17 protein-coding genes are annotated in these 22,117 nt (G+C 39.1%); 11 read left to right on the top strand and 6 right to left on the bottom strand.

The features are described from left to right. Positions 1–30 precede the first annotated feature (30 nt). Positions 31–738 carry a cAMP-activated global transcriptional regulator CRP gene (gene crp / locus E0H82_RS03575; protein ID WP_116763219.1) on the bottom strand — a complete coding sequence of 236 codons (708 nt, stop codon included), beginning with the start codon at positions 736–738 and terminating at the stop codon, positions 31–33. 148 nt (positions 739–886) lie between these two features. Between crp and E0H82_RS03570 the strand changes: the two genes are divergently transcribed. From E0H82_RS03570 to E0H82_RS03560, 3 genes are all read left to right on the top strand, one after another. Next, positions 887–1,309, top strand: a complete 423-nt coding sequence (locus tag E0H82_RS03570) for an OsmC family protein (RefSeq protein WP_116763217.1) — start codon at positions 887–889, stop codon at positions 1,307–1,309. A gap of 295 nt (positions 1,310–1,604) precedes the next feature. After that, positions 1,605–4,184 (top strand): ATP-dependent chaperone ClpB, encoded by a 2,580-nt coding sequence (clpB, locus tag E0H82_RS03565; protein WP_131263097.1) that lies wholly within the window; start codon positions 1,605–1,607, stop codon positions 4,182–4,184. 210 nt (positions 4,185–4,394) lie between these two features. Then, the gene (locus E0H82_RS03560) at positions 4,395–5,684 is read left to right on the top strand and encodes a DUF945 family protein (protein ID WP_131263095.1); all 1,290 of its coding nucleotides are present in this window, start codon (positions 4,395–4,397) and stop codon (positions 5,682–5,684) included. A 214-nt stretch (positions 5,685–5,898) separates the two neighbouring features. Here E0H82_RS03560 and E0H82_RS03555 read toward each other — a convergent pair whose 3' ends face one another. Both E0H82_RS03555 and E0H82_RS03550 read right to left on the bottom strand, forming a co-directional pair. Beyond that, positions 5,899–6,804, bottom strand: coding sequence for an AEC family transporter (locus E0H82_RS03555; RefSeq protein ID WP_131263093.1), 906 nt, complete (start codon positions 6,802–6,804; stop codon positions 5,899–5,901). Between the two features lie 11 nt (positions 6,805–6,815). Further along, complete coding sequence (locus E0H82_RS03550; protein WP_131263090.1) at positions 6,816–7,718, bottom strand: TauD/TfdA family dioxygenase; 903 nt, start codon at positions 7,716–7,718, stop codon at positions 6,816–6,818. A gap of 533 nt (positions 7,719–8,251) precedes the next feature. Here E0H82_RS03550 and E0H82_RS03545 point away from each other — a divergent pair. Beyond that, the gene (locus tag E0H82_RS03545) at positions 8,252–9,535 is read left to right on the top strand and encodes a dicarboxylate/amino acid:cation symporter (RefSeq protein WP_131263088.1); all 1,284 of its coding nucleotides are present in this window, start codon (positions 8,252–8,254) and stop codon (positions 9,533–9,535) included. 55 nt (positions 9,536–9,590) lie between these two features. Here the strand turns inward: E0H82_RS03545 and rlmKL are convergent, their stop codons facing one another. Next, positions 9,591–11,795: a bifunctional 23S rRNA (guanine(2069)-N(7))-methyltransferase RlmK/23S rRNA (guanine(2445)-N(2))-methyltransferase RlmL gene (gene rlmKL / locus E0H82_RS03540; protein WP_116763620.1), complete on the bottom strand. Its 2,205-nt coding sequence runs from the start codon at positions 11,793–11,795 to the stop codon at positions 9,591–9,593. 253 nt (positions 11,796–12,048) lie between these two features. Here rlmKL and E0H82_RS03535 point away from each other — a divergent pair, with 253 nt between their 5' ends. The 6 genes from E0H82_RS03535 to E0H82_RS03510 all read left to right on the top strand — a co-directional run bounded on the left by E0H82_RS03535 (position 12,049) and on the right by E0H82_RS03510 (position 18,111). Further along, positions 12,049–12,402: a hypothetical protein gene (locus E0H82_RS03535; protein WP_416224488.1), complete on the top strand. Its 354-nt coding sequence runs from the start codon at positions 12,049–12,051 to the stop codon at positions 12,400–12,402. 249 nt (positions 12,403–12,651) lie between these two features. Next, entirely contained in the window at positions 12,652–13,668 is a 1,017-nt protein-coding gene (locus E0H82_RS03530) for an aspartate carbamoyltransferase catalytic subunit (RefSeq protein WP_131263084.1), read from the top strand. A 9-nt stretch (positions 13,669–13,677) separates the two neighbouring features. Further along, positions 13,678–14,913, top strand: a complete 1,236-nt coding sequence (locus tag E0H82_RS03525) for a dihydroorotase (RefSeq protein WP_131263083.1) — start codon at positions 13,678–13,680, stop codon at positions 14,911–14,913. A gap of 161 nt (positions 14,914–15,074) precedes the next feature. After that, a complete protein-coding gene (locus tag E0H82_RS03520) occupies positions 15,075–16,535 on the top strand; it encodes an OmpA family protein (protein WP_131263081.1) in 1,461 nt (486 codons plus the stop codon). Positions 16,536–16,733: 198 nt separating this feature from the next. Next, the gene (locus tag E0H82_RS03515) at positions 16,734–17,435 is read left to right on the top strand and encodes a VIT1/CCC1 transporter family protein (RefSeq protein WP_131263079.1); all 702 of its coding nucleotides are present in this window, start codon (positions 16,734–16,736) and stop codon (positions 17,433–17,435) included. Between the two features lie 451 nt (positions 17,436–17,886). Beyond that, positions 17,887–18,111: a hypothetical protein gene (locus E0H82_RS03510; RefSeq protein ID WP_131263077.1), complete on the top strand. Its 225-nt coding sequence runs from the start codon at positions 17,887–17,889 to the stop codon at positions 18,109–18,111. 105 nt (positions 18,112–18,216) lie between these two features. On the opposite strand, the gene bioB is transcribed toward E0H82_RS03510, so the two are convergent. Continuing rightward, positions 18,217–19,206 (bottom strand): biotin synthase BioB, encoded by a 990-nt coding sequence (gene bioB / locus E0H82_RS03505; RefSeq protein ID WP_131263075.1) that lies wholly within the window; start codon positions 19,204–19,206, stop codon positions 18,217–18,219. A gap of 298 nt (positions 19,207–19,504) precedes the next feature. Further along, positions 19,505–20,605: a tRNA epoxyqueuosine(34) reductase QueG gene (gene queG, locus E0H82_RS03500; protein ID WP_131263073.1), complete on the bottom strand. Its 1,101-nt coding sequence runs from the start codon at positions 20,603–20,605 to the stop codon at positions 19,505–19,507. 21 nt (positions 20,606–20,626) lie between these two features. Here queG and E0H82_RS03495 point away from each other — a divergent pair, with 21 nt between their 5' ends. Then, entirely contained in the window at positions 20,627–22,117 is a 1,491-nt protein-coding gene (locus E0H82_RS03495) for an NAD(P)H-hydrate dehydratase (protein ID WP_131263071.1), read from the top strand.

Below are 22,117 nucleotides of genomic sequence, written 5' to 3'. Positions count from 1 at the left end.
GATTTGCTTTTTTTTAGACAATCGGAAGATTTACTCTTCATCATCTTCGTAGTCGTCATCAGTGTTTGACTGTTCTAAAGAGACGTCAAAAATAAGAATGGCTTTACCATCAGTTTGAATCATGCCCTGATCTTCGAGGGTTTTGAGTACGCGACCAACCATTTCGCGTGAGCAACCGACAATACGACCAATTTCTTGACGTGTAATACGGATTTGGCGGCCATTTGGTAAAATCATGGCTTCTGGTTGTCCTGACAAGTCAATCAGGCAGCGTGCAATACGACCAGAAACATCAATGAATGCAAGGTCGGTTACTTTACGTGTTGTGTTTTTTAAACGACGAACCAACTGAGCAAATACTGCATAGCTCAAGTCTGGGTATTGTTTACTTAACTCGTGGAAGTTTTCATAGGTAATTTCAGCAATTTCACAAACATCACGTGTACGCACTTCTGCAGTACGCTGTGGATTTGATTCGAAGAGCCCCATTTCCCCAAAGAAGTCTCCCGGATTCAAATATGCAACTACAATTTCACGTTCATCATCTTCACGTAAAATAATAGATACTGACCCTTTTAAAATCAAATAAAGTGATTTTGATTCCATCCCTGCATCAACAATAGTTGTACGTTTAGGATAACGGTTTATATATGCTCGTTTTAATAATGCCTTGACTGATTCAGGTAATTGACCTGGCGATAGCGCATCAGTGCTTAGCTGTGAAAAATTTGAAGTCATGCTTTTGGTTTCCGAAAATGGATAAATAATAGATCGCACAAGACCTAAAATGAACTTGTCACACTGAAGAGGTGAAATTCCTTATCAACTCAAATTATGTTAGTGTACAGGCACACGGTAAATTTATAGCTTTTTTTAGGTAGTTGCAATGCAAACAAGTGTACATTGGCTAGAGAATGTTGCTTTTGAAGCGAAATCAGAAAGTGGCCATAGTGTGGTGATGGATGGATCCCCAGAGTATGGTGGTGAAAACCGTGGACCACGTCCCATGGAGCTTATATTAATGGGACTTGGTGGGTGTGCTTCCTTCGATATTGTGACAATATTGAAAAAATCTCGTCAAGATGTGACAAATGTTGTATGTCAGCTTAAGGCAGAACGTGCCGATAGCATTCCAGCAGTGTTTACTAAAATCCACCTTCATTTCGTGGTAACAGGTAAAGCAGTGAAGGAAAAACAGGTTGCGAAGGCGGTAGAACTCTCTGCAGAAAAGTACTGTTCAGCGAGTAAAATGCTGTCGGATGGTGGTGTTGAAATTACCCACGATTTTGAAATTATAGAAGCGGTATAAGCGTGGAAAAGCTGGTGATTCATCAGCTTTTTTTTGGTTTAAAATATGCTAGTTCATATCTGAGGATGGTAATAAAACAACCTTAGAATTTGGTTTTTAGCGAGTGGATCTCTTGGATAGAGAAAAATTACATCAACACTCTTGAAAATAAAAATAGTAAGACCAATATTATAACTAAGTTCTATTATATTTTTTAATTTAAGATATTGAAAAATATGTGAAAATTAATTTGAAATCTAAAAATAAGTTCCCATATATCTTACAAGTTAAAAATTTGTTGTGAGGAATAACAAGAATGCGTTTTGAAAAATTTACAAACCGTCTACAGCAAGCCCTTTCTGATGCTCAATCCTTGGCAATGGGGAAAGATCATACCTCAATTGACGGGATTCATGTGCTATCGACTTTATTGGAAGAAGCTTCGAATGCCAGTCTTTTGCAACAGGCAGGTGCAAATTTACGTGAATTGCAAAGCAAATTGCAGCAAGCACTGAAAGATGCACCTACGCTAGCAAACCCGACAGGTGAGATTAACCTTAGCCCAGAAGCAGTTAAAGCACTGAATTTGGCAGATAGTTACGCTCAAAAAGCTGGAGATGAGTTTCTTTCTACAGATTGGGTATTGCTTAGTCTTGCTGAAGTCGGTGCAACCAAGTCTTTATTAAATAGTGCAGGTGTAACCACTGATAGCTTGCGTAAAGTGGTTAATAAAATTCGAGGGGATGAAAAGGTCATGAGTAATAATCATGAAGATCAACGTGATTCACTGAATAAATACACTATAGACCTGACTGAGCGTGCCTTAGCAGGCAAACTTGACCCTGTTATTGGGCGCGATGATGAAATACGACGCACGATTCAGGTGTTGTCTCGTCGTACTAAAAACAACCCTGTACTGATTGGTGAACCGGGGGTAGGTAAAACAGCCATTGTTGAAGGTTTAGCACAGCGTATCGTCAATGGTGAAGTGCCTGAAAGCTTGAAAGGCAAACGTGTCTTGTCTTTAGATTTAGGCTCGTTACTTGCGGGTGCAAAATATCGTGGTGAATTTGAGGAACGTTTAAAAGCCGTTCTTAAAGATTTAGCCAAACACGAAGGTGACATTATCCTATTTATTGACGAGCTGCATACCCTTGTAGGGGCAGGGAAAGGTGATGGGGCAATGGATGCAGGGAATATGTTGAAACCTGCTTTGGCACGTGGTGAATTACGCTGTGTTGGTGCGACTACACTAGATGAATATCGCCAATACATTGAAAAAGATGCTGCGCTAGAACGTCGTTTCCAAAAAGTTTTGGTGGATGAACCTAGCGTAGAAGACACCATTGCAATTTTACGTGGTTTAAAAGAGAAATATGCAACGCATCACGGTGTGCAGATTTTGGACTCTGCCATTATTGCTGCTGCAAAAATGTCGCATCGTTATATCACAGACCGTCAATTGCCAGATAAAGCGATTGACCTGATTGATGAGGCGGCATCTCGCATTAAAATGGAGTTGGACTCTAAGCCTGAAGCGTTGGATAAACTCGACCGTCGTCTCATTCAGTTGAAAATGCAGCTTGAAGCCGTGAAGAAAGATGAGGATGCAGGTACGAAAGGTGAGATTAAACATCTTGAAGAGCAGATTACAACAGTAGAGAAAGAATATAACGACCTTGAAGAAATCTGGCGTGCTGATAAAGCTTTGGTGGAAGGCAACAAAGATATTCAAATCAAGTTGGATCAGGCGCGTATTGCTTTAGAAAAGGCGCAGCGTGAAGGTGATTTGGCTGAGGCTGGTCGTTTGCAGTATGGTGTGATTCCTGAGCTACAGAAGCAATTAGAGCGTATTGAGGTTGCTGAAGAGAACGAAGCACCAAAACTACTACGTAACAAAGTTACGGATAATGAAATTGCTGAAGTGGTAAGTGCAGCAACAGGTATTCCAGTCGCTAAAATGCTACAGGGCGAACGTGAAAAACTCCTACAAATGGAAGAGTTTTTACATAACCGTGTAGTTGGGCAAAATGAAGCAGTTGTAGCGGTGTCAAATGCAGTACGTCGTTCGCGAGCAGGTTTGTCTGATCCAAATCGTCCAAGTGGTTCGTTCTTGTTCCTTGGACCAACAGGTGTTGGTAAAACTGAACTTACCAAAGCATTGGCAAACTTCTTATTTGATAATGATGATGCCATGATTCGTATTGATATGAGTGAATTCATGGAGAAACACTCGGTCAGCCGTTTAGTTGGTGCTCCTCCGGGTTATGTTGGCTACGAAGAAGGTGGTGTATTGACTGAAGCTGTACGCCGTAAACCGTATAGCGTGGTGCTGTTCGATGAAGTTGAGAAAGCACATCCAGATGTATTCAATATATTGCTACAGGTATTGGATGATGGTCGTCTTACGGATTCACAAGGTCGCGTGGTCGACTTTAAGAATACGGTGATTGTGATGACCTCTAACCTTGGTTCACAAGATGTACGTGAATTGGGTGAGGGAGCTGCGGATGATGAAGTGCGAGCAGTGGTGATGAGTGCAGTATCTCAACACTTCCGTCCAGAGTTTATTAACCGTATTGATGAAGTCGTGATTTTCCATTCATTGAAGAAAACACAGATTCGCGGTATTGCGGATATTCAATTAGATCGTTTACGCAGCCGTTTAGCTGAACGTGACTTGAGTTTAACTGTGGAAGACACAGCATTCGACCTATTGATCGATGCAGGTTTTGATCCAATCTATGGTGCGCGCCCATTGAAACGTGCCATTCAGCAACAGATTGAAAATCCATTGGCTCAGAAAATTCTGGCTGGAGAGTTTCAAGCTGGAGATACCATTTTAGTTAAATCGGATCATGGGCATTTGCTGTTTGATAAATTGAAACTAAGTTAATTTTAAACATAAAAAAACCAGCTTCGGCTGGTTTTTTTATGTCACAAGGTCTATTTTAATTTGATATTTTGGGTCATAAACTGACAATTAAATGCATAATAGTGTGATGGTGGTCACTTGTAAGCCACTTATATGTAAAACAATTATCTTTATATGTTATTTTTAATTATACTGCGGAAACATAAAAAACACATAATATGAGATATATTCATGTCGAAAATAAAGTGGGGTGTTGGTGGCGTCATCGCGGTTGCAACATTGGCTGTTGGCGGGAATTTATATGCAGATAAAAGTTTGCAAACTTATTATCAGCAAGAAGCGAAACAACCAAGTAAAAATCTAAGCTTGAACTATAAAAACTTCCAGATGGGTGCATTCCAAGGACAGGCAGATTGGACAGCAGATCTGGTACTTGATCCATGTAAGCCAAAAGATGTGATTAAAATGTCTGGGCGTGATCATATTCAACGCAGTTGGAATGGTTATCAAATTCAGTCAGATATTAAAGTTGTACAAGCTGATAGCACATTCAAGCCTTTATTGAATCAACCTTTAAAGCTACAAACGCATGTCAATTGGCTGGGGACAATGGACTCAACCTTGACTACGCCTGAGATTGTGCGTAATGAAGCGAAAATGCAGACACGTTTAGACCCTATAACTTTAGAATATCGAACCAAATCGGTTGATGATCAGCTTCAGGTGCAGGATTTAACCCTGAAAATTCCAAATTTAACAGTGATCGATGCGGACACACATTTCCAAATGACAGGATTAACCTTAGAAACCAATCAAGGGTTGAATGGTAATTATCTGGAAGCTGGAAAAACTAAAGTTCATATGGATTTGCTAAAAATGTCGGATCGAGGTTTAAACAACCCGATGAGTGCAGAGGTAAAGAACTACCGTATTGAAACTGAAAGTGATTTGACAGAACGGGTATTGAATACGAAATTTTCGATTCAAGCGGATGAAATGAAAGTACCTTATTCACCCGTTATGCAAAATATTCAGTTCAATTTCAATTTGCAGGATGTGAATCGTGCCAAACTACAGGCTTTTTTCGATATTGTAGAGAAGAGTGAGAACAGTTGTTTAGCGCAAGAGAAATTATTACAAGATTTAGAACCTGCTTTACTTGCGGTTATCAATGAAGGTTTTAAGTTCGATTCTAGCGACAATCAAATCAAGATTGGAGCTGGTGAGGCCAAAGCTAGTCTAGCGGGCCGTTTTATGCCAAGCCATCAAAAGACCTTAAAAGGCATGGTGGCCATGGTACCAAGTCTAGTTGAATATAAAGCTGATATGCAATTTGATAAGAACATGGTTGCTTCCATCATGAATAGTCTTCCTGGTAAGGGGTCACAGGCTATGTCGGATCAGGATATTGAAACGATGCTCAGCAGTATGCAGCAATCGGGGCAATTGAAACGTGATGGTGATGTGCTGAAAATGTCGATGGAATATAAATATGGTGAGAAGAAATTTTTAACGGAATGATTTTATAAAATATTTTAAAACTAAAGCTCTATCTAACTTTGGTGTGTATTAAGTGAGATAGAGTTTAATTTATTTTTATTTACAGATATGAACGAGCAGTAACTTTTCTAGAACAAGTAAATTCCTGAATGAAATATTTTAGCAGGTTGATTGACTATGACTTAATGAGAAGCTTAAGCCTCCCGCTACAATAGATGAAGGAGGTCGAATAGATTTAGAAATTCATTACAAAATATAATGCGATGGGTACCGTGATTAAAGCTAGCATTGTACTCAACATCACGGATGTCGCTGCTTTTTCAGGATGAAGTCCTAATGTATTGGAGATAACAACGACATTACCTGCCATAGGTGTCGCAACCATTAGCGCCACAATTTGAAGTATTTGTTTATCTACGGGAATAATAACCATAAAAATCAAAATACCAACGATAGGATAAATCAAATGTTTCCATGTCAAAGCCAATGCTGAGAAAAGCCAATCGATCTCAATTTTTGAAAATTTTGCAATTGTAATCCCGATAGTCATCATTCCTAAAACACTATAGGCACCTTTAAAATTTGCCAAGAATGAAAGGAATACTTCATTGAATTGAATATCGAGATATTTAAAAATCATCCCTAAAAATGCAGCATAAAGAATCGGCATTTTTATGACTTTTAAAATACTTTCCTTAATGTTCAATGAGCCTTTAGCTGTAATGAAATAACCCACTGTAAATTCGTATAGGTTAATACCGATAATAATAAAAATAGCGATGGCTATTTGCGTCTTATCGAAGATTGCAAGTACCAATGGTAATGCAAAATATCCAGTGTTACCTGTACCCGCGGCAAAGCCAAATAGATTAACTCGACTGTCTTTCCAAAAGCACCTTGCAAAGCATAACCCTAGTACAGCCATGAAGGATGCCAATAAGAATGCACCCAATGAAAACTTAAGATAAGTCCAATTTGCTGGTGATTCGACAATTGAGTAAAAAATCACAAATGGGGAAATAATATAAACAAGCAAAGTTGAAATATCTTTGGAATCTAGTTTAAATTTCTTACCCACACCCCACCCAATGATAGAGATTGCGATTAACAAAAAAACCCGTAGTACAACTTCAAAAATCATCTGATAACCAACTATTCAATGTCCAAAACTGTGGTTGATGAGAATGTATATGTGCCATAACACCGCTGTAACCATCGGTCACCTTTTATTTCACCAAGTCCGTGCAAACAACGCAGATTATTAAAAATAATGAGATCTCCAGCATTCCAAGATTTCTGAATTTGATTCTCTGAAACAATTGATTTCAGTTCATGCAACGCGGATTCACTGTCTTCATCTGTCGCATTAATGTTGTGTAATGCCGCTTTAATTTCATAATTCCCATCGACCAAGTCAAAAATGGAACTCTTTATTCGCTTATTTTGCACTTTAAAGGTTTCAGGGGCTGTATGAACAAACCTTGACTCAGCCAACACATTTTTTGATTTATGGCTTAATTTATTAATTACATCAGAAATCTTTACTAAATTAGTAGCAGTCTGTTTCTCATCTACTAGGCACATTAACGACAAAGTATGTGGTCTAATATTTCTCGACAAATAGGCTCCATCAGTATGAAAGTCAAACTTAGCTAAGCCCTGATTAGAAATGCCAGTATTATCTTTTAAGTCTTTAGGCGTGATCTGATGTACTAATGCTCCATTTTTTTCTTCTTTATAAGCAAAGGGGTTTAAACCACAGGCTTTTGTAACCCCTAGCAACACTAATTCTGATATATATCCTTTAGGGTGGGGGCTTGAAGTGTTAGATCGAGGTTGATAAATCTGATCGTCAATTGGTAGGTTGGCGAATTCAAGCAACCCTCCGCCTACTTTTAATTCATTAAAATGAACATTTCTCAAATTTAGATATTTTTGTGCTAATTTTGCACTTTGCTCAATAAGTCCTGTCGAAAGACATTTATTCGTTTTTTGCAATAATTTCAATTCATTTTTCCAAGCATTAGCGCAATACTTATCAAGCTTAATTTGCATGTTTTACCTATTTCTGAATTTATTTTTTATAAAGTCTTTAGAGATTTACCATTTAAATAACTGAGCAGACTCTTAATATCTATTATTTTGATTCTCCCTTAAAGGTTAAAAAGATAATTACAATGCAATTTTAAACATCTTCCTTCTTGGAAATGAATTAATGTATTCATCAGAATTTTCAGTTACATAGAGTTATAAAGGCCAGTGCTCAAATAATATGTAAAAAATGGGGTTATTTTACCAGTTAGTAAAATATTACTGATAACTGAAATGATAAATACAATTCAGGATGTATATTTAAGATTTATTAATCAATCAAGTCATTGGCGAATTATTTAAAATACTGTAATTAGCTATGCATTATTTGCATGGTTTTATACTTTTTTTCATTATTAATTTTCTTTTAATTTGTTTAAATTCCATCCACATTGTTTCTAAATCAAATTGGATTTGATTTTGATGAAACTAGATTAAAGCTAAATTTTTCAATAAGTTGCTTTTGTCGTTTTTGGGATTGTAAAAGGACATTTGATATGAATCAAAAAAAACTGTTGAAGTTTATCCTTATTGCCATGGTTTTAGGCATAGTTATTGGTTGCATCTTCCACTATTATTTAACTCCTGTTCAAGCAGAAAATATTGCGTCATATTTTAAAATTTTAACCGATATATTTTTAAGATTAATTAAAATGATTATCGCCCCATTGGTGTTTGCAACAATCGTTTCAGGCATTATCTCAATGGGTAAATCCTCTGCTTTAGGTAAAATTACCTTAAAGGCAATGAGTTGGTTTATTGGTGCATCTTTCATCTCTCTGTTGTTGGGTTTAGGACTCGCGAACTTCTTCCAAACAGGCGTTGGAATGAACCTACCGATTCCTACCGCACCCGTAGAAGTAGGGGTTAGTGCAACAAACCTGAGTTTACAAACTTTTATTACTCATATATTCCCAAAAAGCTTTGCTGAAGCGATGGCGAATAATGAGATTCTTCAGATTCTTATCTTCTCTATATTTTTCGGTTCTGCTTTAGCTTACGTTAATCATCTCCAAAAAGATGGCTCCATTATCGGTAAGATGATTGATGAATTAAGCCTAGTGATGTTCAAGATCACCGATTACGTAATGACGTTTGCCCCAATTGCCGTTTTTGCTGCTGTTGCAGGAGCAATTACAGTAAAAGGACCAAAGATTATTCTTGATTATGGCTCGTTCATGGCTGAGTTTTATGCCAGCTTATTTATTCTTTGGGCAGTCATCATCTCAGCTGGATTTATCTTTTTGAAAAAGGATGTGTTCAGACTGTTAAAAACAATCCGTGAACCTGTTGTTTTGGGTTTTGCTACAGCGAGTAGTGAATCTGCATATCCAAAACTGATGGAATCTTTAGAAAAGTTTGGAGTTCCTAAGCGTATTACCAGCTTTGTTTTACCATTGGGTTATTCGTTCAACCTTGATGGTTCGATGATCTACATGACATTTGCAGTCTTGTTTATTGCACATGCATATAACATCGACCTTAGCCTTTCTCAGCAATTATTAATGCTTTTAACGCTAATGATCACCAGTAAGGGCATTGCTGGCGTTTCTCGTGCGTCACTGGTTGTTATTGCTGCGACATTGTCAATGTTTAAACTTCCAGAAGCAGGACTATTGCTTATCCTTGCAGTTGATCACTTCCTTGATATGGGGCGTACAGCAACCAATATTATTGGTAATAGTGTCGCGACAGCTGTTATTGCGAAGACAACGAAGTTGGATGAGGAGGAGGCTCCAAGCCTTATTGCTGTAGACGCACCACAAAATGAAAAAGTTTAGTATGGGCTTCTCATCAAAAAAAAGACCGCTTTAGCGGTCTTTTTTAATGTCGGGATTAATTTTTTGGATGACTAATTTTCCACGCACGGTGGATTTTTTGGTTACGTTTGAAATCTGGCCCAATGGTTTCACTAGTAATTTCTTCGACATCAAAGAATGCCAAAATTTCTTCATCCATTTCAAAACCACGGTAGTTGTTTGAGAAGTATAAAGTCCCTTCTGTGGTTAGACGGTTCATCGCACGTTTAAGTAGTGATAAATGGTCACGTTGTACATCAAAAGTACCGTGGAACTTTTTCGAGTTAGAGAAAGTTGGTGGATCGATGAAGATCAGATCATATTGTTCATGACCTTCTTTAAGCCATTCAAAACAGTCGCTAGCAAAGAACTGATGTTGTTCATCGGCATGATCAACAGTTAAACCGTTTAATACGAAGTTTTCTTTTGACCAGTTTAGGTAAGTGTTTGACAAGTCCACACTGGTGGTACTTGCAGCGCCACCTAAAGCCGCATGTAAGCTGGCAGTTGATGTATAGCTGTATAGGTTAAGGAAATGCTTACCACGTGCTTCTTTGGCAATACGTAAACGTATTTGACGGTGATCAAGGAACAATCCTGTATCAAGATAGTCAGTCATATTGACCAAAATTTTTGCTTGACCTTCTTGCACGATAAAGCGTTTTGAAGCTGTACTTTGTTTGGCGTACTGATTTTTACCTTCTTGACGTGCACGGGTTTTAATAAAAATCGCATCTCGACCTAAACCTGTGACTGCACGAATTGCGGCTAAACCCAAGTTAAAACGTTTTTTAGCTTTTTCGGGATCAATTGTTTTTGGTGGCGCATATTCTTGCACATGCAAACGATCGCCATATAAGTCGATCGCAAGGTTAAAATCAGGTAAATCTGCATCATACAAACGTAAGCAGAACACACCGTCTTTCACAGCCCATTTCTTTAAGGTTTGCATATTCTTTTGCAAGCGATTGGCAAAATCTTCGGCACCTTCAATCGGTTCGAATTGTAGCGGTTGCCATGTTTCCAAGAATGGTTTCACGACTGTTGCAGGTTTAATTTTGCCTAAGCGAATATAGATTGGTAATTTACCATTCATTAAACGCATAGTCTGTGGGTCACTAAATGCCATGACATCGGCTTGTTCTACTGCTGCTGCAATAACTGCTGCTGTTTGATTAGGAAAGTGTTTTTGGAGCAATGCAGATAAACCCAAATATAAAGCACGATTCGATGCTTTTTCCCCTAAACGTTCACCATAAGGCGGGTTGGTCACAATAAAGGCGGTTTTGTTGCCGAGCTCAAAATCGGGCCAATCGGAAAGGGTACGTTCTTCAATTTGAATTTGATCGAGCAGGTTTTCAAAGCCTGCTGCAATAATATTTTGCTTGGTCGCTTTAACCGCTTCCCAGTCTGCATCAAAAGCATAAAACTTCGGTAAGGGTTGTGACATTGCCTGCTGATGACGTTCCGCTGCTTCAGCCTTAATCGACATCCATAATTCGTTGTTATGACCATTCCAGCCATTAAAACCAAAACGGCGGACTAAACCAGGAGCACGGTCAGTTAACAACATTAAAGATTCAATAATGAAGGTACCTGAACCACACATTGGGTCTAAAATAATGTCTGGATTCAGTTGTTGCAGTTTCGCTTTTTGCAAAATTGCAGCAGCCAAGTTTTCTTTAATCGGGGCATCCGTCATATAACGACGATATCCACGTTTATGTAAAGAATCACCCGATAAGTCTAAGCAATAGGTATGTTCAGTTTTACCTGCAAGGACATACAGGGTAATTTCGGGTTGCTTGGTATCAATGCTTGGTCGACGTCCAACTGCTTCCATGAATGAATCCACAACGCCATCTTTAACACGTAAAGTTGCGAATTGTGAATTGACCATAATGTCACGTTCAATGTGTAAACGAATGGCGAAAGTACTTTGTGGTGCAAAAATGAGTGACCAGTCAAAGCTAATCGCACCTTCATAAAGTTCTTCAGCGACATCACGTGCATCATGACTGCGTTCTAGTTCATGGGTATGAATAGGGAGTAGAACACGTGAAGCCAAACGTGACCACATGCAAATACGATAGGCTTGTTCTAATGTACCTTTAAAAATTAAACGCCCTGGAAAGCGTTCAATTTGTGCAATGCCTAGACCTTGTAATTCTTCTTGGAGTAAGGTTTCAAGCCCATCTGCACATGTGACCCAATAGTTGCTTAAACGTGAAGAGCTATTCATAAATTAGATAGACCAAGATTTTAAAAAATACTTTGCAAAGTTTAACTGATTTTGGCTTTGAAAGCTTTTTAAATTGCTTGTTTGAATAATCAGATCATAAAAAAATACACTTTTAACGACTTGGTTCTCAAAAATTGGTATGTATTTTGCTAAGTTAAGTACATTAAATGGCAATGTGCATTTGAAATTTCACTTTATTTGCACAATCTGCTTTGAAGTCATTATTCGTATTAAATTAAATAAAACTGGGGGATTGAAAGAGATGTCTAATCATGGATTTGTTGCTCATCCTGAGGCTTTTTCTGCTGCGACTTTGATTTATACGCGATTACGCCGGGTTTCTGGGCGTGTCATTGATGCTATGTATCTTGCGGAAAATAAGGCGTATGCAAAACATGTGGTTGATTTGGCAGTCGCTACGGGCGATGCAGAGTTGGTGCGTCAAGCAGAGCGTTTACGCAGTTTTATGGATTTAGATACTGAAATTGAACCAGAAGTCGTCCCTGAAAAAGCACTTGAAAATACTCATTATCGTGAAGAAGAGGTGACTGAGGACGAAATTTATCGTGCTCAGGTTCACCATCACTATATTGGTGCATTACGTTAAATCATGTCGCAAAATAGCTTGCTGATCATGTAATTCAAGCCAATCATCTTACAATGCTAAATTGATGATGATTGGTGTTCTCATTTACAGCGCTAAATTTTGTTTAAATTATCTTATTGAAATAACGCATAGGAAAATAAGAAGTCATTTTAAATATCGTCATATTTTCTGTTGAGTGCCGAAAACTTCATCTGCCAAATCGGGGGAATCTCTGTATAATACGTTAACTTAACGTATAAGGAATCTCTCATGCACTTGGCGGCATTGCATACTCCGAGTCAGATTCAACTCAATAAAGATGGAAATTTAAAACATTTCCTGACCATCGAAGGGCTATCGAAAGCCACACTCACTAAAATATTGGACACTGCACAGTCCTTTTTTAATGACCAAAATCAGCTTATTACCAACAACCTACTCGAAGGTCGTACGGTGATGAACCTGTTTTTTGAAAATTCCACGCGGACTCGTACTACATTTGAAGCAGCAGCAAAACGACTATCAGCGAATGTCCTAAATATTGATATTGCACGTTCAAGTACGTCTAAAGGTGAAACTTTACGCGATACGCTGTGGAATTTAGAGGCAATGGCGGCGGATATTTTTGTGGTTCGTCATTCATCTTCTGGCGCTGCACATTTTATTGCTCAGACGGTTTGTCCCCATGTCGCAATCATCAATGCAGGTGACGGACGTCATGCACATCCTACACAAGCCATGCTGGACATGTTGACCATTCGCCGTGAAACCAAAAAGCCATTTGAAGACATGAGCGTGGCGATTATTGGTGATATTAAACATTCGCGAGTGGCACGTTCAGATGTTGCTGCTTTACAAACTTTAGGTTGTAAAGATATTCGTGTGATTGCTCCGAATACATTATTACCGTATGGCTTTGAAGAATATGGTGCAGGCGTTCGTCTATTTAACAAAATGGATGAAGGCGTGAAGGATTGTGATGTGATCATTACCTTGCGTATTCAAAATGAGCGGATTGATTCGCCTGCATTGTCATCACAGGCGGAGTTTTACAAAATGTTTGGCTTGAATAAAGAGCGTTTAGCATTGGCGAAACCTGATTGTATCGTGATGCATCCGGGGCCGATGAACCGTGGTGTGGAAATCGATTCCAGCATTGCAGATGGTCCGCAATCGGTAATTTTAAATCAGGTCACCAATGGTATTGCGGTACGTATGGCAGTTTTAGCCTTATCAATGCAAGGTCAATTACAAGAACAAGGTCTATTAGAAGCGATTGCGGGATAAGGGAAAGCCATGAGTATTGTAAAAATTGAAAATGTCCGTGTCTTAGACCCAATTCAGCAAACCGATTTGGTGCAAACTGTTTATTTAGAGCAAGGTAAATTGGTTGCTGCTACGGATGAAGTTGAAGTTACATTAGATGGGCAAGGCAAATGGTTAATGCCAACCATGGTCGATTTGTGTGCGCGTTTACGTGAGCCAGGTCAGCAGCAGCATGGTACGCTCAAGTCTGAAGGTAAGGCTGCACGTGAGAATGGTATTCTGCATGTGTTTACGCCACCAGATTCAAAGCCAATTGTACAAGACAATGGCGCTTTGATTCATGGTTTAGTTGAAAAAGCCATGTTAGATGGGGGTATTTACCTTCAGGTGATTGGTGCACAAACCCAAGGTTTAAAGGGTCAACAACCTGCGAACATGGCGGCTTTGAAAAAAGGTGGTTGTACCGCAGTTTCAAATGCCAATGCATCTTTTGCGAATGATGATGTGGTCATTCGTACCTTGGAATATGCAGCAGGTCTGGGTTTAACCGTTGTGTTCTACGCGGAAGAACCACAAATTGCCAAAGATGGTTGTGTACACGAAGGTTTTATTGCGTCACGTCAGGGTTTACCAATGATTCCTGTGCTTGCAGAAACCGTTGCCATTGCTAAGTATTTACTCATGATTGAAGCAACGGGTGTAAATGCACACTTTAGCTTACTGTCATGTGGTGCTTCGGTGGAGTTAATCAAGATTGCCAAAGAAAAAGGTTTACCAGTAACCGCTGATGTGGCAATGCATCAATTACATTTAACAGATCGCTTGATTGATGGTTTCAATGCATTAGCGCACGTGCGCCCACCATTACGTTCTGAAAAAGATCAAGAGCGTTTACGCCAAGGTGTAAAAGATGGTGTGATTGATGCAATTTGTACTCATCATGAACCATTAAGCAGCTCGGCAAAAATGGCCCCATTTGCAGAAACTGAACCTGGTTTTACTGCATTCGATACCTATGTGTCTTTAGGGGTGCAATTGGTGAAAGAAGGTTTATTTACGCCTTTGGAATGGGTGGAGAAAGTGACTTTAGCACCAGCCAAAGTTGCCAATATGCAAGAGCGTTGGGTACAAGAAGCTGGATGGGTATTGGTTGACCCAGAACTTGAGTGGACTTTAACCAAAGAGAGCATTCTTTCACAAGGTAAAAATACACCATTAATGAACCAAACTTTAACAGGAAAAGTTCTGCAAACTTTTCATGCTTAATTTTTGAGTGTTAGAAAAAAGCCAGCAATTGCTGGCTTTTTTATGCATAAAATTTGAGATGGAGCGAAGGTGTTGCTGCAAATACAATAATTTACATTGTATGAAAATTGAACATATAAACTAATTTAATAAAACAACAAAAGAAAATAAGAGGGCAGGAAATGCTGACAAATATCATCGAATTACTACAGCAACAGGTCACACCTATCGTTTTACAATCTGAGATAGAGCATTTGCTGGAAAAGAAGCATGCATTAGATAATTTTTATCCAATTTTACTCAGTTTATTAAAACAAAAACCAGATTATATTACTGAGTTACAGAATCATTTAAATCCAAGATTGAGCGATATTTTTACAACACATCAATCACTTAAAGAAAAATTTATTGAGGCAATTGGTGCGACAGCGCCGCCATCTGAAATTGAAGAAACCTTGAACAATGCAATTGCACCAACTTTGGGGGTTTTAGAGACACAAGCCGGTTCGAGTAATCAACAAACTATAGAGCATTTTTTGCTGAATCACAGCACTGATATAGCTGTGGCTTTACCTTTGTGGGCTAAACCATTACTTGCAGCATTAGGTGTGAATACACTAGTGGGTGAAATTCTACATCAAAGCCCAAGTAGTGCTTCTTATATTGGTGCAAAGAAGCAAAGCCGGTGGTGGGTGCCAGTTTTATTTATCATTGTATTGGGGTTGATTTGTGCCTTACTTTTTAAAATGTGTAGCCGTGATGAACAACCAAACTCGGTGGTAGAGAATACGAATATTGCCAGTAAGCCAGCTAAATTCCAGTTAACTACTGGACAGGATGGGATGTTGGTCACCTGTCAAATCTTCACATCTAACAAGTCTTATATTGATATTTTACAAACGGAAGTGAAACAGATATTTACTCATCCTGTCGGATGTGGGGTCGATGATAATAGCCAATTTCATAAAACCTTGATTGATCAAGAGGCAATTCCCAGTGTGTTGAAAATAATAAAAGGAACACCGAATGTTTCAATGACTTGGATGGGTGATCAATTGTCGATTCAAGCTAAAAGTAATGCAGTTGCGACCGAGCTTGCTCAAAAAATCCAACCGTTAGTTAAAAATATGCAAATAGTGACGCAGCAGCCTTTAGATGTAAATCAAGCTGTAGGAAGTAGCGTTAGTAGTGCTGAAAAAGCACTGGCGAGTTTGAATCCAGAACATGTACGTGCCTTAGATGTAGCAACGGCTTTAAATTTACAAATCATCAATTTTGAACCTCACTCAAGCGAGATTCCTAAAATTAATCAATCTATTCTGGATCAAGCAGCAGCGTTAATTCGACGTGCACCACAAGTCAATTTGGTGATAGAAGGGCATACGGATAACGTAGGTACTGCACAAGACAATAAAGAACTTTCAGTGAAACGTGCTCAAGCAGTTATGGATTATTTAATTAAAAAAGGGGTTGATCCAGCTAAATTGCAAGCTATAGGGATGGGGGCTGAAAAACCTATTGCTGATAATAGTACGCCAGAGGGACAGTTTAAAAATCGTAGAATTGAATTTACTGTAGTGAATACTGAAACGGGTAAAGCACGCCAAGTGAATGACCAAGGTGTGAGTACTGGAAGTTATTAAAATAAGAACCTAATTTGCATAGAGGGCACATAGTCCCGTTGATGGTTATGCGCTTAATTTTGAGTACGTAGTGCTCACTAGAAAAGCTGGTTCAAAAAAGTTTTTGTAAATCCAATGCTTGGGTTAAGTCCAGATTAATAATATTGGTTTAATATCGGTATTGATGAGGCATGAATAAAAATCAAGTTGAGAGTGTTGATGAGAAGGTCTATACATTTAGAGAAACATAATTTAGAAAAAACGGGTTGGTTACGTGCGGCAGTTTTGGGAGCGAATGATGGCATTATTTCAGTCACTAGTCTGGTAATTGGTATTGTGGCAAGTGGTGCAGGGCAACAAACCATTCTGATTACGTGTTTAGCAGGTTTGATTTCAGGTGCCATCTCCATGGCTGCGGGGGAATATATTTCGGTCAAGTCGCAAGCCGATATTGAAGAGGCAGATTTAGCACTTGAACGACGTGAATTAGAAAATAATCCTGAACAAGAATTAAGGGAACTAACCCAAATTTATATCCATCGTGGTTTAGATGAAAAGTTGGCGCATGAAGTGGCAATTCAGTTAACAGCACATGATTCTTTGGCAGCACATGCCCGCGATGAAATTGGCATTATTGAAATGACTGCAGCCAAACCAGTGCAAGCCGCTTTGTCTTCGGCTTTATCATTTTCAGTTGGGGCCACCATTCCTCTGTTGGCTGTGCTTATGGCACCACAAGATTATTTAGCCAGTGCGATTGTGATCGTTTCAATTTTTGCTTTAGTGAGTTTGGGTGGATTGGCAAGCTATACCGCAGGATCATCCGTTTGGAAAGGGGCACTAAGAGTCTTGTTTTGGGGATGCTTTGCCATGCTCATTACTAGTGCGATCGGTTCAATGTTTAATGTGAATGTCGCGTAACGACTAAAGTCTATGCTATGAATTTACTTTCCGACGAAATGCAATTCAAGCTTGTGTTAATTATTTGCCATTCGATAAAAATGTGATAATTATAATGCAATGCATCTGATCACTTGGATGCATCGATGTTTCAGGACAGAAACAAGCATGAGACAAAAAAATTAAACAAGGAGTTTAAAATGTTTCAATTACTCAGAAAGTTACTTTGTTTCCACATTTATGAATATGAACGAATGGAGGAAATAGGTGAACATCTGGAATGCAGAAAATGTGGCGAGAATAAGACCTCTTAGTCTTAGAATTGCTCTAGTTAAATCCGAAGTGAGTCAATCATTTCGGATTTTATACATTCTAGGACAGCTATTTTTTTAGATAAATTTTTGTATTGCTTCTCGTATTTTATTAAAGCCCGATACAATACAAAGCATTAACTTTATTTTTTCGACCAAACATGTCTAAAGATTTTCAAAAAGAAAGCTATATTGTCGATGAGCAGTTGGTAGATACGCTCACATGGCTATGTCATCATCAAGATTGTTATGAACGCTTTGAATATGATGCTGTGAGTGAGCAGTTAACCGTTTATCATGCCAACGGTGCAGATATTATTCGAAAAGGTGATTATCTGAATGCACAATACGGTATTTTGATTACGGCACATAACTTTGCGGGTTAAGCTGTGATTATTCAATCAGTGAATGATTGATGGCTTAAGCACAAATAAAAATGCCAATTCATAGAATTGGCATTTGATTCAGATTCACAACTTAAAATAAGTCAATTAGCCTGCCATTGCATCTACAGAAAGTTCAGTGACAGTAGGTTTCGCTTTTTCAGCAACCAAACCTAATTTATTAAATAATTGTTTGTCTCGACCTTCGCCTGCATTTGGCGTTGTGAGTAACTTTTCGCCTGAGAATAGGGAGTTTGCACCTGCCATGAATGCCAAGGCTTGGTCTGAATCAGTCAAAGATTCACGCCCCGCAGAAAGTCGAATATAGCTTTTTGGCATAATAATACGTGCAACAGCAATGGTACGAATCCATTCAGTCACATCAAGTTTTTCAACATCTGCCAATGGGGTGCCTTCAATTGGAACCAGCATGTTAATTGGCACGGATTCTGGGTGAATAGGTAAAGTCGCAAGTTCAAGTAATAGACCAATACGATCAGCAGTGTCTTCACCTAAACCAACAATACCACCACTACACACTTTCATGCCTGCACCGCGTACATATTCAAGCGTATTTAAGCGATCATCAAAAGTACGGGTACTGATGATATTTGAATAATACTCACGCGAAGTGTCAAGGTTGTGATTGTAGTAATCGAGTCCAGCATCTTTTAAACGTTCAGCTTGTGACTGATTTAACATGCCTAAAGTCATGCAAGTTTCTAAACCTAAAGCTTTTACTTCACGAACCATTTCTAGTACATAAGGCATATCACGTTCATGCGGGTTGCGCCATGCAGCCCCCATGCAGAAGCGTGAAGAACCAGATTCTAATGCTTCTTTGGCTTCATTAATGACTTTGTCTACAGCAATGCGTTTTTCTGCTTCTAGTTTTGAATCATAACGTGCAGATTGAGAGCAATATTTGCAATCTTCAGGGCATTTCCCTGTTTTAATTGATAATAAAGTGCTGACTTGAATGGTATTGGCATCGAAATGCTCACGATGAACTTTTTGCGCTTGGAAGACCAAGTCTAAAAAAGGTTGTTCATATAAAGCTTGAATTTCTTCACGCGTCCAATCATTACGTACAGTCATTCTAGAAGTCCATCATCTGTATTCTTTATTCCCTTTTATCATACAGATTTCGTGCCAAAACCAAAGGCAAAAAAAACCAAAACTTATAGTATCTGACGATTAAAAAAGGTCAATGTAATGAGCGATTAGATGCAAGTTTTAGTCACAAAGTCGGCTATTTTTAGTGAGTATTCCATGCAAAGTTTTTATTTGATTCAATAAATTTTGTGCCAAACACGTAACTATCCTTTTTATAAAACAATAACTTTGCAACGAACTGGACATGCAAAGTTTATTTATTAATAACGGACTAATGATTTTAAACTGTTTGAGATTTAATCAATTGTTCTTGAATAGCCCAATCAATATGGACTTGCACAATATCATCATACAAGTGACGAGTTTCGTGCAAAGTTTGTAGAATTAAGCTAGAAAATGGTGCATTTCCTAAACCAATTGCAATATTACGCATAAAGCTTTGGTAGCCTGTGCGCCGTATTGGGCTGCCTTCGGTATTACTTAAAAACGTTGCTTCATCCCAGTGCCATAAATCTAATAAAGTGACCCGATCCAGATCATGACGTGGATTAAAATCTTCGATACTGGCTTTTTGCGCGAAACTGTTCCAAGGGCAAATCAGTTGGCAATCATCACAGCCAAAAACCCGATTGCCGATTCCACGTCTGAGTTCTTCTGGAATAATCCCTTTGTATTCAATCGTTAAATAAGCAATACATTTACGTGCATCGAGCATATAAGGTTCGACAATGGCTTGTGTCGGACAGATATCAATACAAGCTGTACAGGAGCCACAATGCTTCGTGGTTGGCCCATCAAAAGGTAAATCAAGAGAAGTAAATAATTCCCCTAAAACAAAAAAGGAGCCTGATTTTTTATGAATGAGTAAAGTATGTTTTCCAGTCCAGCCCATACCTGCATTTTCAGCCAAAGACTTTTCAAAAATGGGAGCGGAGTCTGCAAATGGACGAGATTCGAAATCTCCCACGCGCTCACGAATCCGTGTTGATAGTGTTTTTAGACGCCCGCGCATAATTTTATGATAGTCCCGTCCACGTGCATAACGTGCAATAATTGCGGCATTGGGTTCGTTTGGAACATAACGAGGTTTAGGGGTTTCTACCAAATAATTCATACGGACACAAATAATGCTACGTGTACCTGGAACCAGTAGTGTTGGGTCGGCACGTTTGTCCAAGTTTTCTTCAAGATAAGTCATATCTGCATGATAACCACGCTTTAAATATTCTTTAAAACGTTCTAATTCTGCTTGAGCATCTGGTTTGGCAATGACACAATCAGCAAAACCCAAGTCTAAAGCCTGCGCTTTGATCCATGCTTTTAGCTCTTGAAGATCAAGCTGTTGCAGTGAGATATTTGAGGAAGAAGAGGTCGAAGCCATAAACCAATAATAGGGGAAATCATGCAACGTTCAGTTTACCATAGCAGCGAAATTCAAGCATGGGAGCAACGTTGGTTTGCTCATAAAAATTCATCATTGGGTTTGATGCAGCAAGCCGCTTGGACAATTGTGCAACAGTTATTACCACAATTTGAACAAAAGCAGATTAAAAAAATAGCGGTGTGGTGTGGGCAGGGTAACAATGCGGGGGATGGTTATTTTATTGCAGGCTACTTAAAACAGGCAGGTTTTCAAGTCACTGTATTAACCACTGAACGTGGACCATCACCAGATTTACGTCAGGCATATTTATTTGCTCAGTCGCAGAATGTGACTTTTATCGCTATCGAAACGTTTCTAACACAGCCTGAGTTGCAACAACAATTATCAAGTTATGAATGTCATGTAGATGCCTTATTTGGAATAGGACTGAACCGTGAGTTAGGTCAAGATTGGCAAAGGATTATTCACTTATTCAATGTACAAACTGGATTAAAAATAGCCGTCGATATTCCGAGTGGCTTGCAGGCGAATACAGGTCAGGCTTTACCTTGTAGCATTCAGGCTGATCAAACCTTTACTTTACTGGGCTATAAAGCAGGCTTATTTACAGGGCAAGGCAAACAATTTGTCAGTCAGTTACATTTAGTTAGCCTTATTCCTCAAGATGATGAATTAAACCCCATCGCGCAGTTATCGCCAAAAAAGATTACTTTGCCGCAACGACAAGCCTTCGGACATAAAGGGAGTTATGGTCACGTACTGGTGGTGGGCGGTCATGCCGATATGGGGGGGGCAGTCATCATGGCAGCAGAAGCCGCTTTTCATGCGGGGGCGGGTAAAGTCAGCGTGGTCTGTCATGCCAAGCACCACCAATCAATTTTAGCACGTGCGCCAAATATGATGCTACGCGATATTAATGCTTTAAATTCTGAGGCAATTCAACAGTTATTAAGCCATGTCGATGCAGTTTGTTTTGGTATGGGGTTGGGGCGTGATGATTGGGCTGAGCAGATTTTTCAGCAATGGTTCGAACTACTCAATCAAAGTACACATTTAGAAGTGGTGTTGGATGCAGATGGACTTTGGTTTCTTGCGAAAGAAAATCAAAAGTTGAATGATCATATTTATGCAACACCGCATTCGGGTGAGGCTGCAACTTTGTTGAGCTGTACAGCAGCGGATATAGAACAAGACCGTATTGCCGCGATTCATCAATTACAAGATACCTTTTCGGGGCAATGGGTATTGAAAGGTTCAGGTAGCTTGGTCTTGGAGGATAAATTGTATATTTGTACTCAGGGTAATGCGGGCATGGGAACTGGCGGCATGGGTGACGTGCTTGCGGGAATGCTAGCAAGTTTAAAAGCACAATTTCATGAGCGAATTGCTCTGCACGAAATTGTCAGTTTACATGCTCAAGCTGGTGATGTATTGGCTGAGTCGGGGATGCGTGGTTTACAGGCACATGATATGGGACGAGCAATTTATTCTGTTGTGAATGGAGATTAA

The organism is Acinetobacter sp. ANC 4910 (assembly GCF_004331035.1).
GTDB lineage: Bacteria > Pseudomonadota > Gammaproteobacteria > Pseudomonadales > Moraxellaceae > Acinetobacter.
This window is presented reverse-complemented; position numbering and strand designations above follow the sequence as displayed.

What these genes read in the sequence shown, in the direction of transcription:
- E0H82_RS03555 (WP_131263093.1), bottom strand. Translation starts at nt 6,804, where the DNA reads ATGATTTTTGAAGTTGTACTACGGGTTTTTTTGTTAATCGCAATCTCT.
- E0H82_RS03530 (WP_131263084.1), top strand. Translation starts at nt 12,652, where the DNA reads ATGCACTTGGCGGCATTGCATACTCCGAGTCAGATTCAACTCAATAAA.
- E0H82_RS03560 (WP_131263095.1), top strand. Translation starts at nt 4,395, where the DNA reads ATGTCGAAAATAAAGTGGGGTGTTGGTGGCGTCATCGCGGTTGCAACA.
- queG (WP_131263073.1), bottom strand. Translation starts at nt 20,605, where the DNA reads ATGGCTTCGACCTCTTCTTCCTCAAATATCTCACTGCAACAGCTTGAT.
- clpB (WP_131263097.1), top strand. Translation starts at nt 1,605, where the DNA reads ATGCGTTTTGAAAAATTTACAAACCGTCTACAGCAAGCCCTTTCTGAT.
- E0H82_RS03550 (WP_131263090.1), bottom strand. Translation starts at nt 7,718, where the DNA reads ATGCAAATTAAGCTTGATAAGTATTGCGCTAATGCTTGGAAAAATGAA.
- E0H82_RS03545 (WP_131263088.1), top strand. Translation starts at nt 8,252, where the DNA reads ATGAATCAAAAAAAACTGTTGAAGTTTATCCTTATTGCCATGGTTTTA.
- E0H82_RS03510 (WP_131263077.1), top strand. Translation starts at nt 17,887, where the DNA reads ATGTCTAAAGATTTTCAAAAAGAAAGCTATATTGTCGATGAGCAGTTG.
- crp (WP_116763219.1), bottom strand. Translation starts at nt 738, where the DNA reads ATGACTTCAAATTTTTCACAGCTAAGCACTGATGCGCTATCGCCAGGT.
- rlmKL (WP_116763620.1), bottom strand. Translation starts at nt 11,795, where the DNA reads ATGAATAGCTCTTCACGTTTAAGCAACTATTGGGTCACATGTGCAGAT.
- E0H82_RS03515 (WP_131263079.1), top strand. Translation starts at nt 16,734, where the DNA reads ATGAGAAGGTCTATACATTTAGAGAAACATAATTTAGAAAAAACGGGT.
- E0H82_RS03520 (WP_131263081.1), top strand. Translation starts at nt 15,075, where the DNA reads ATGCTGACAAATATCATCGAATTACTACAGCAACAGGTCACACCTATC.
- E0H82_RS03495 (WP_131263071.1), top strand. Translation starts at nt 20,627, where the DNA reads ATGCAACGTTCAGTTTACCATAGCAGCGAAATTCAAGCATGGGAGCAA.
- E0H82_RS03525 (WP_131263083.1), top strand. Translation starts at nt 13,678, where the DNA reads ATGAGTATTGTAAAAATTGAAAATGTCCGTGTCTTAGACCCAATTCAG.
- E0H82_RS03570 (WP_116763217.1), top strand. Translation starts at nt 887, where the DNA reads ATGCAAACAAGTGTACATTGGCTAGAGAATGTTGCTTTTGAAGCGAAA.
- bioB (WP_131263075.1), bottom strand. Translation starts at nt 19,206, where the DNA reads ATGACTGTACGTAATGATTGGACGCGTGAAGAAATTCAAGCTTTATAT.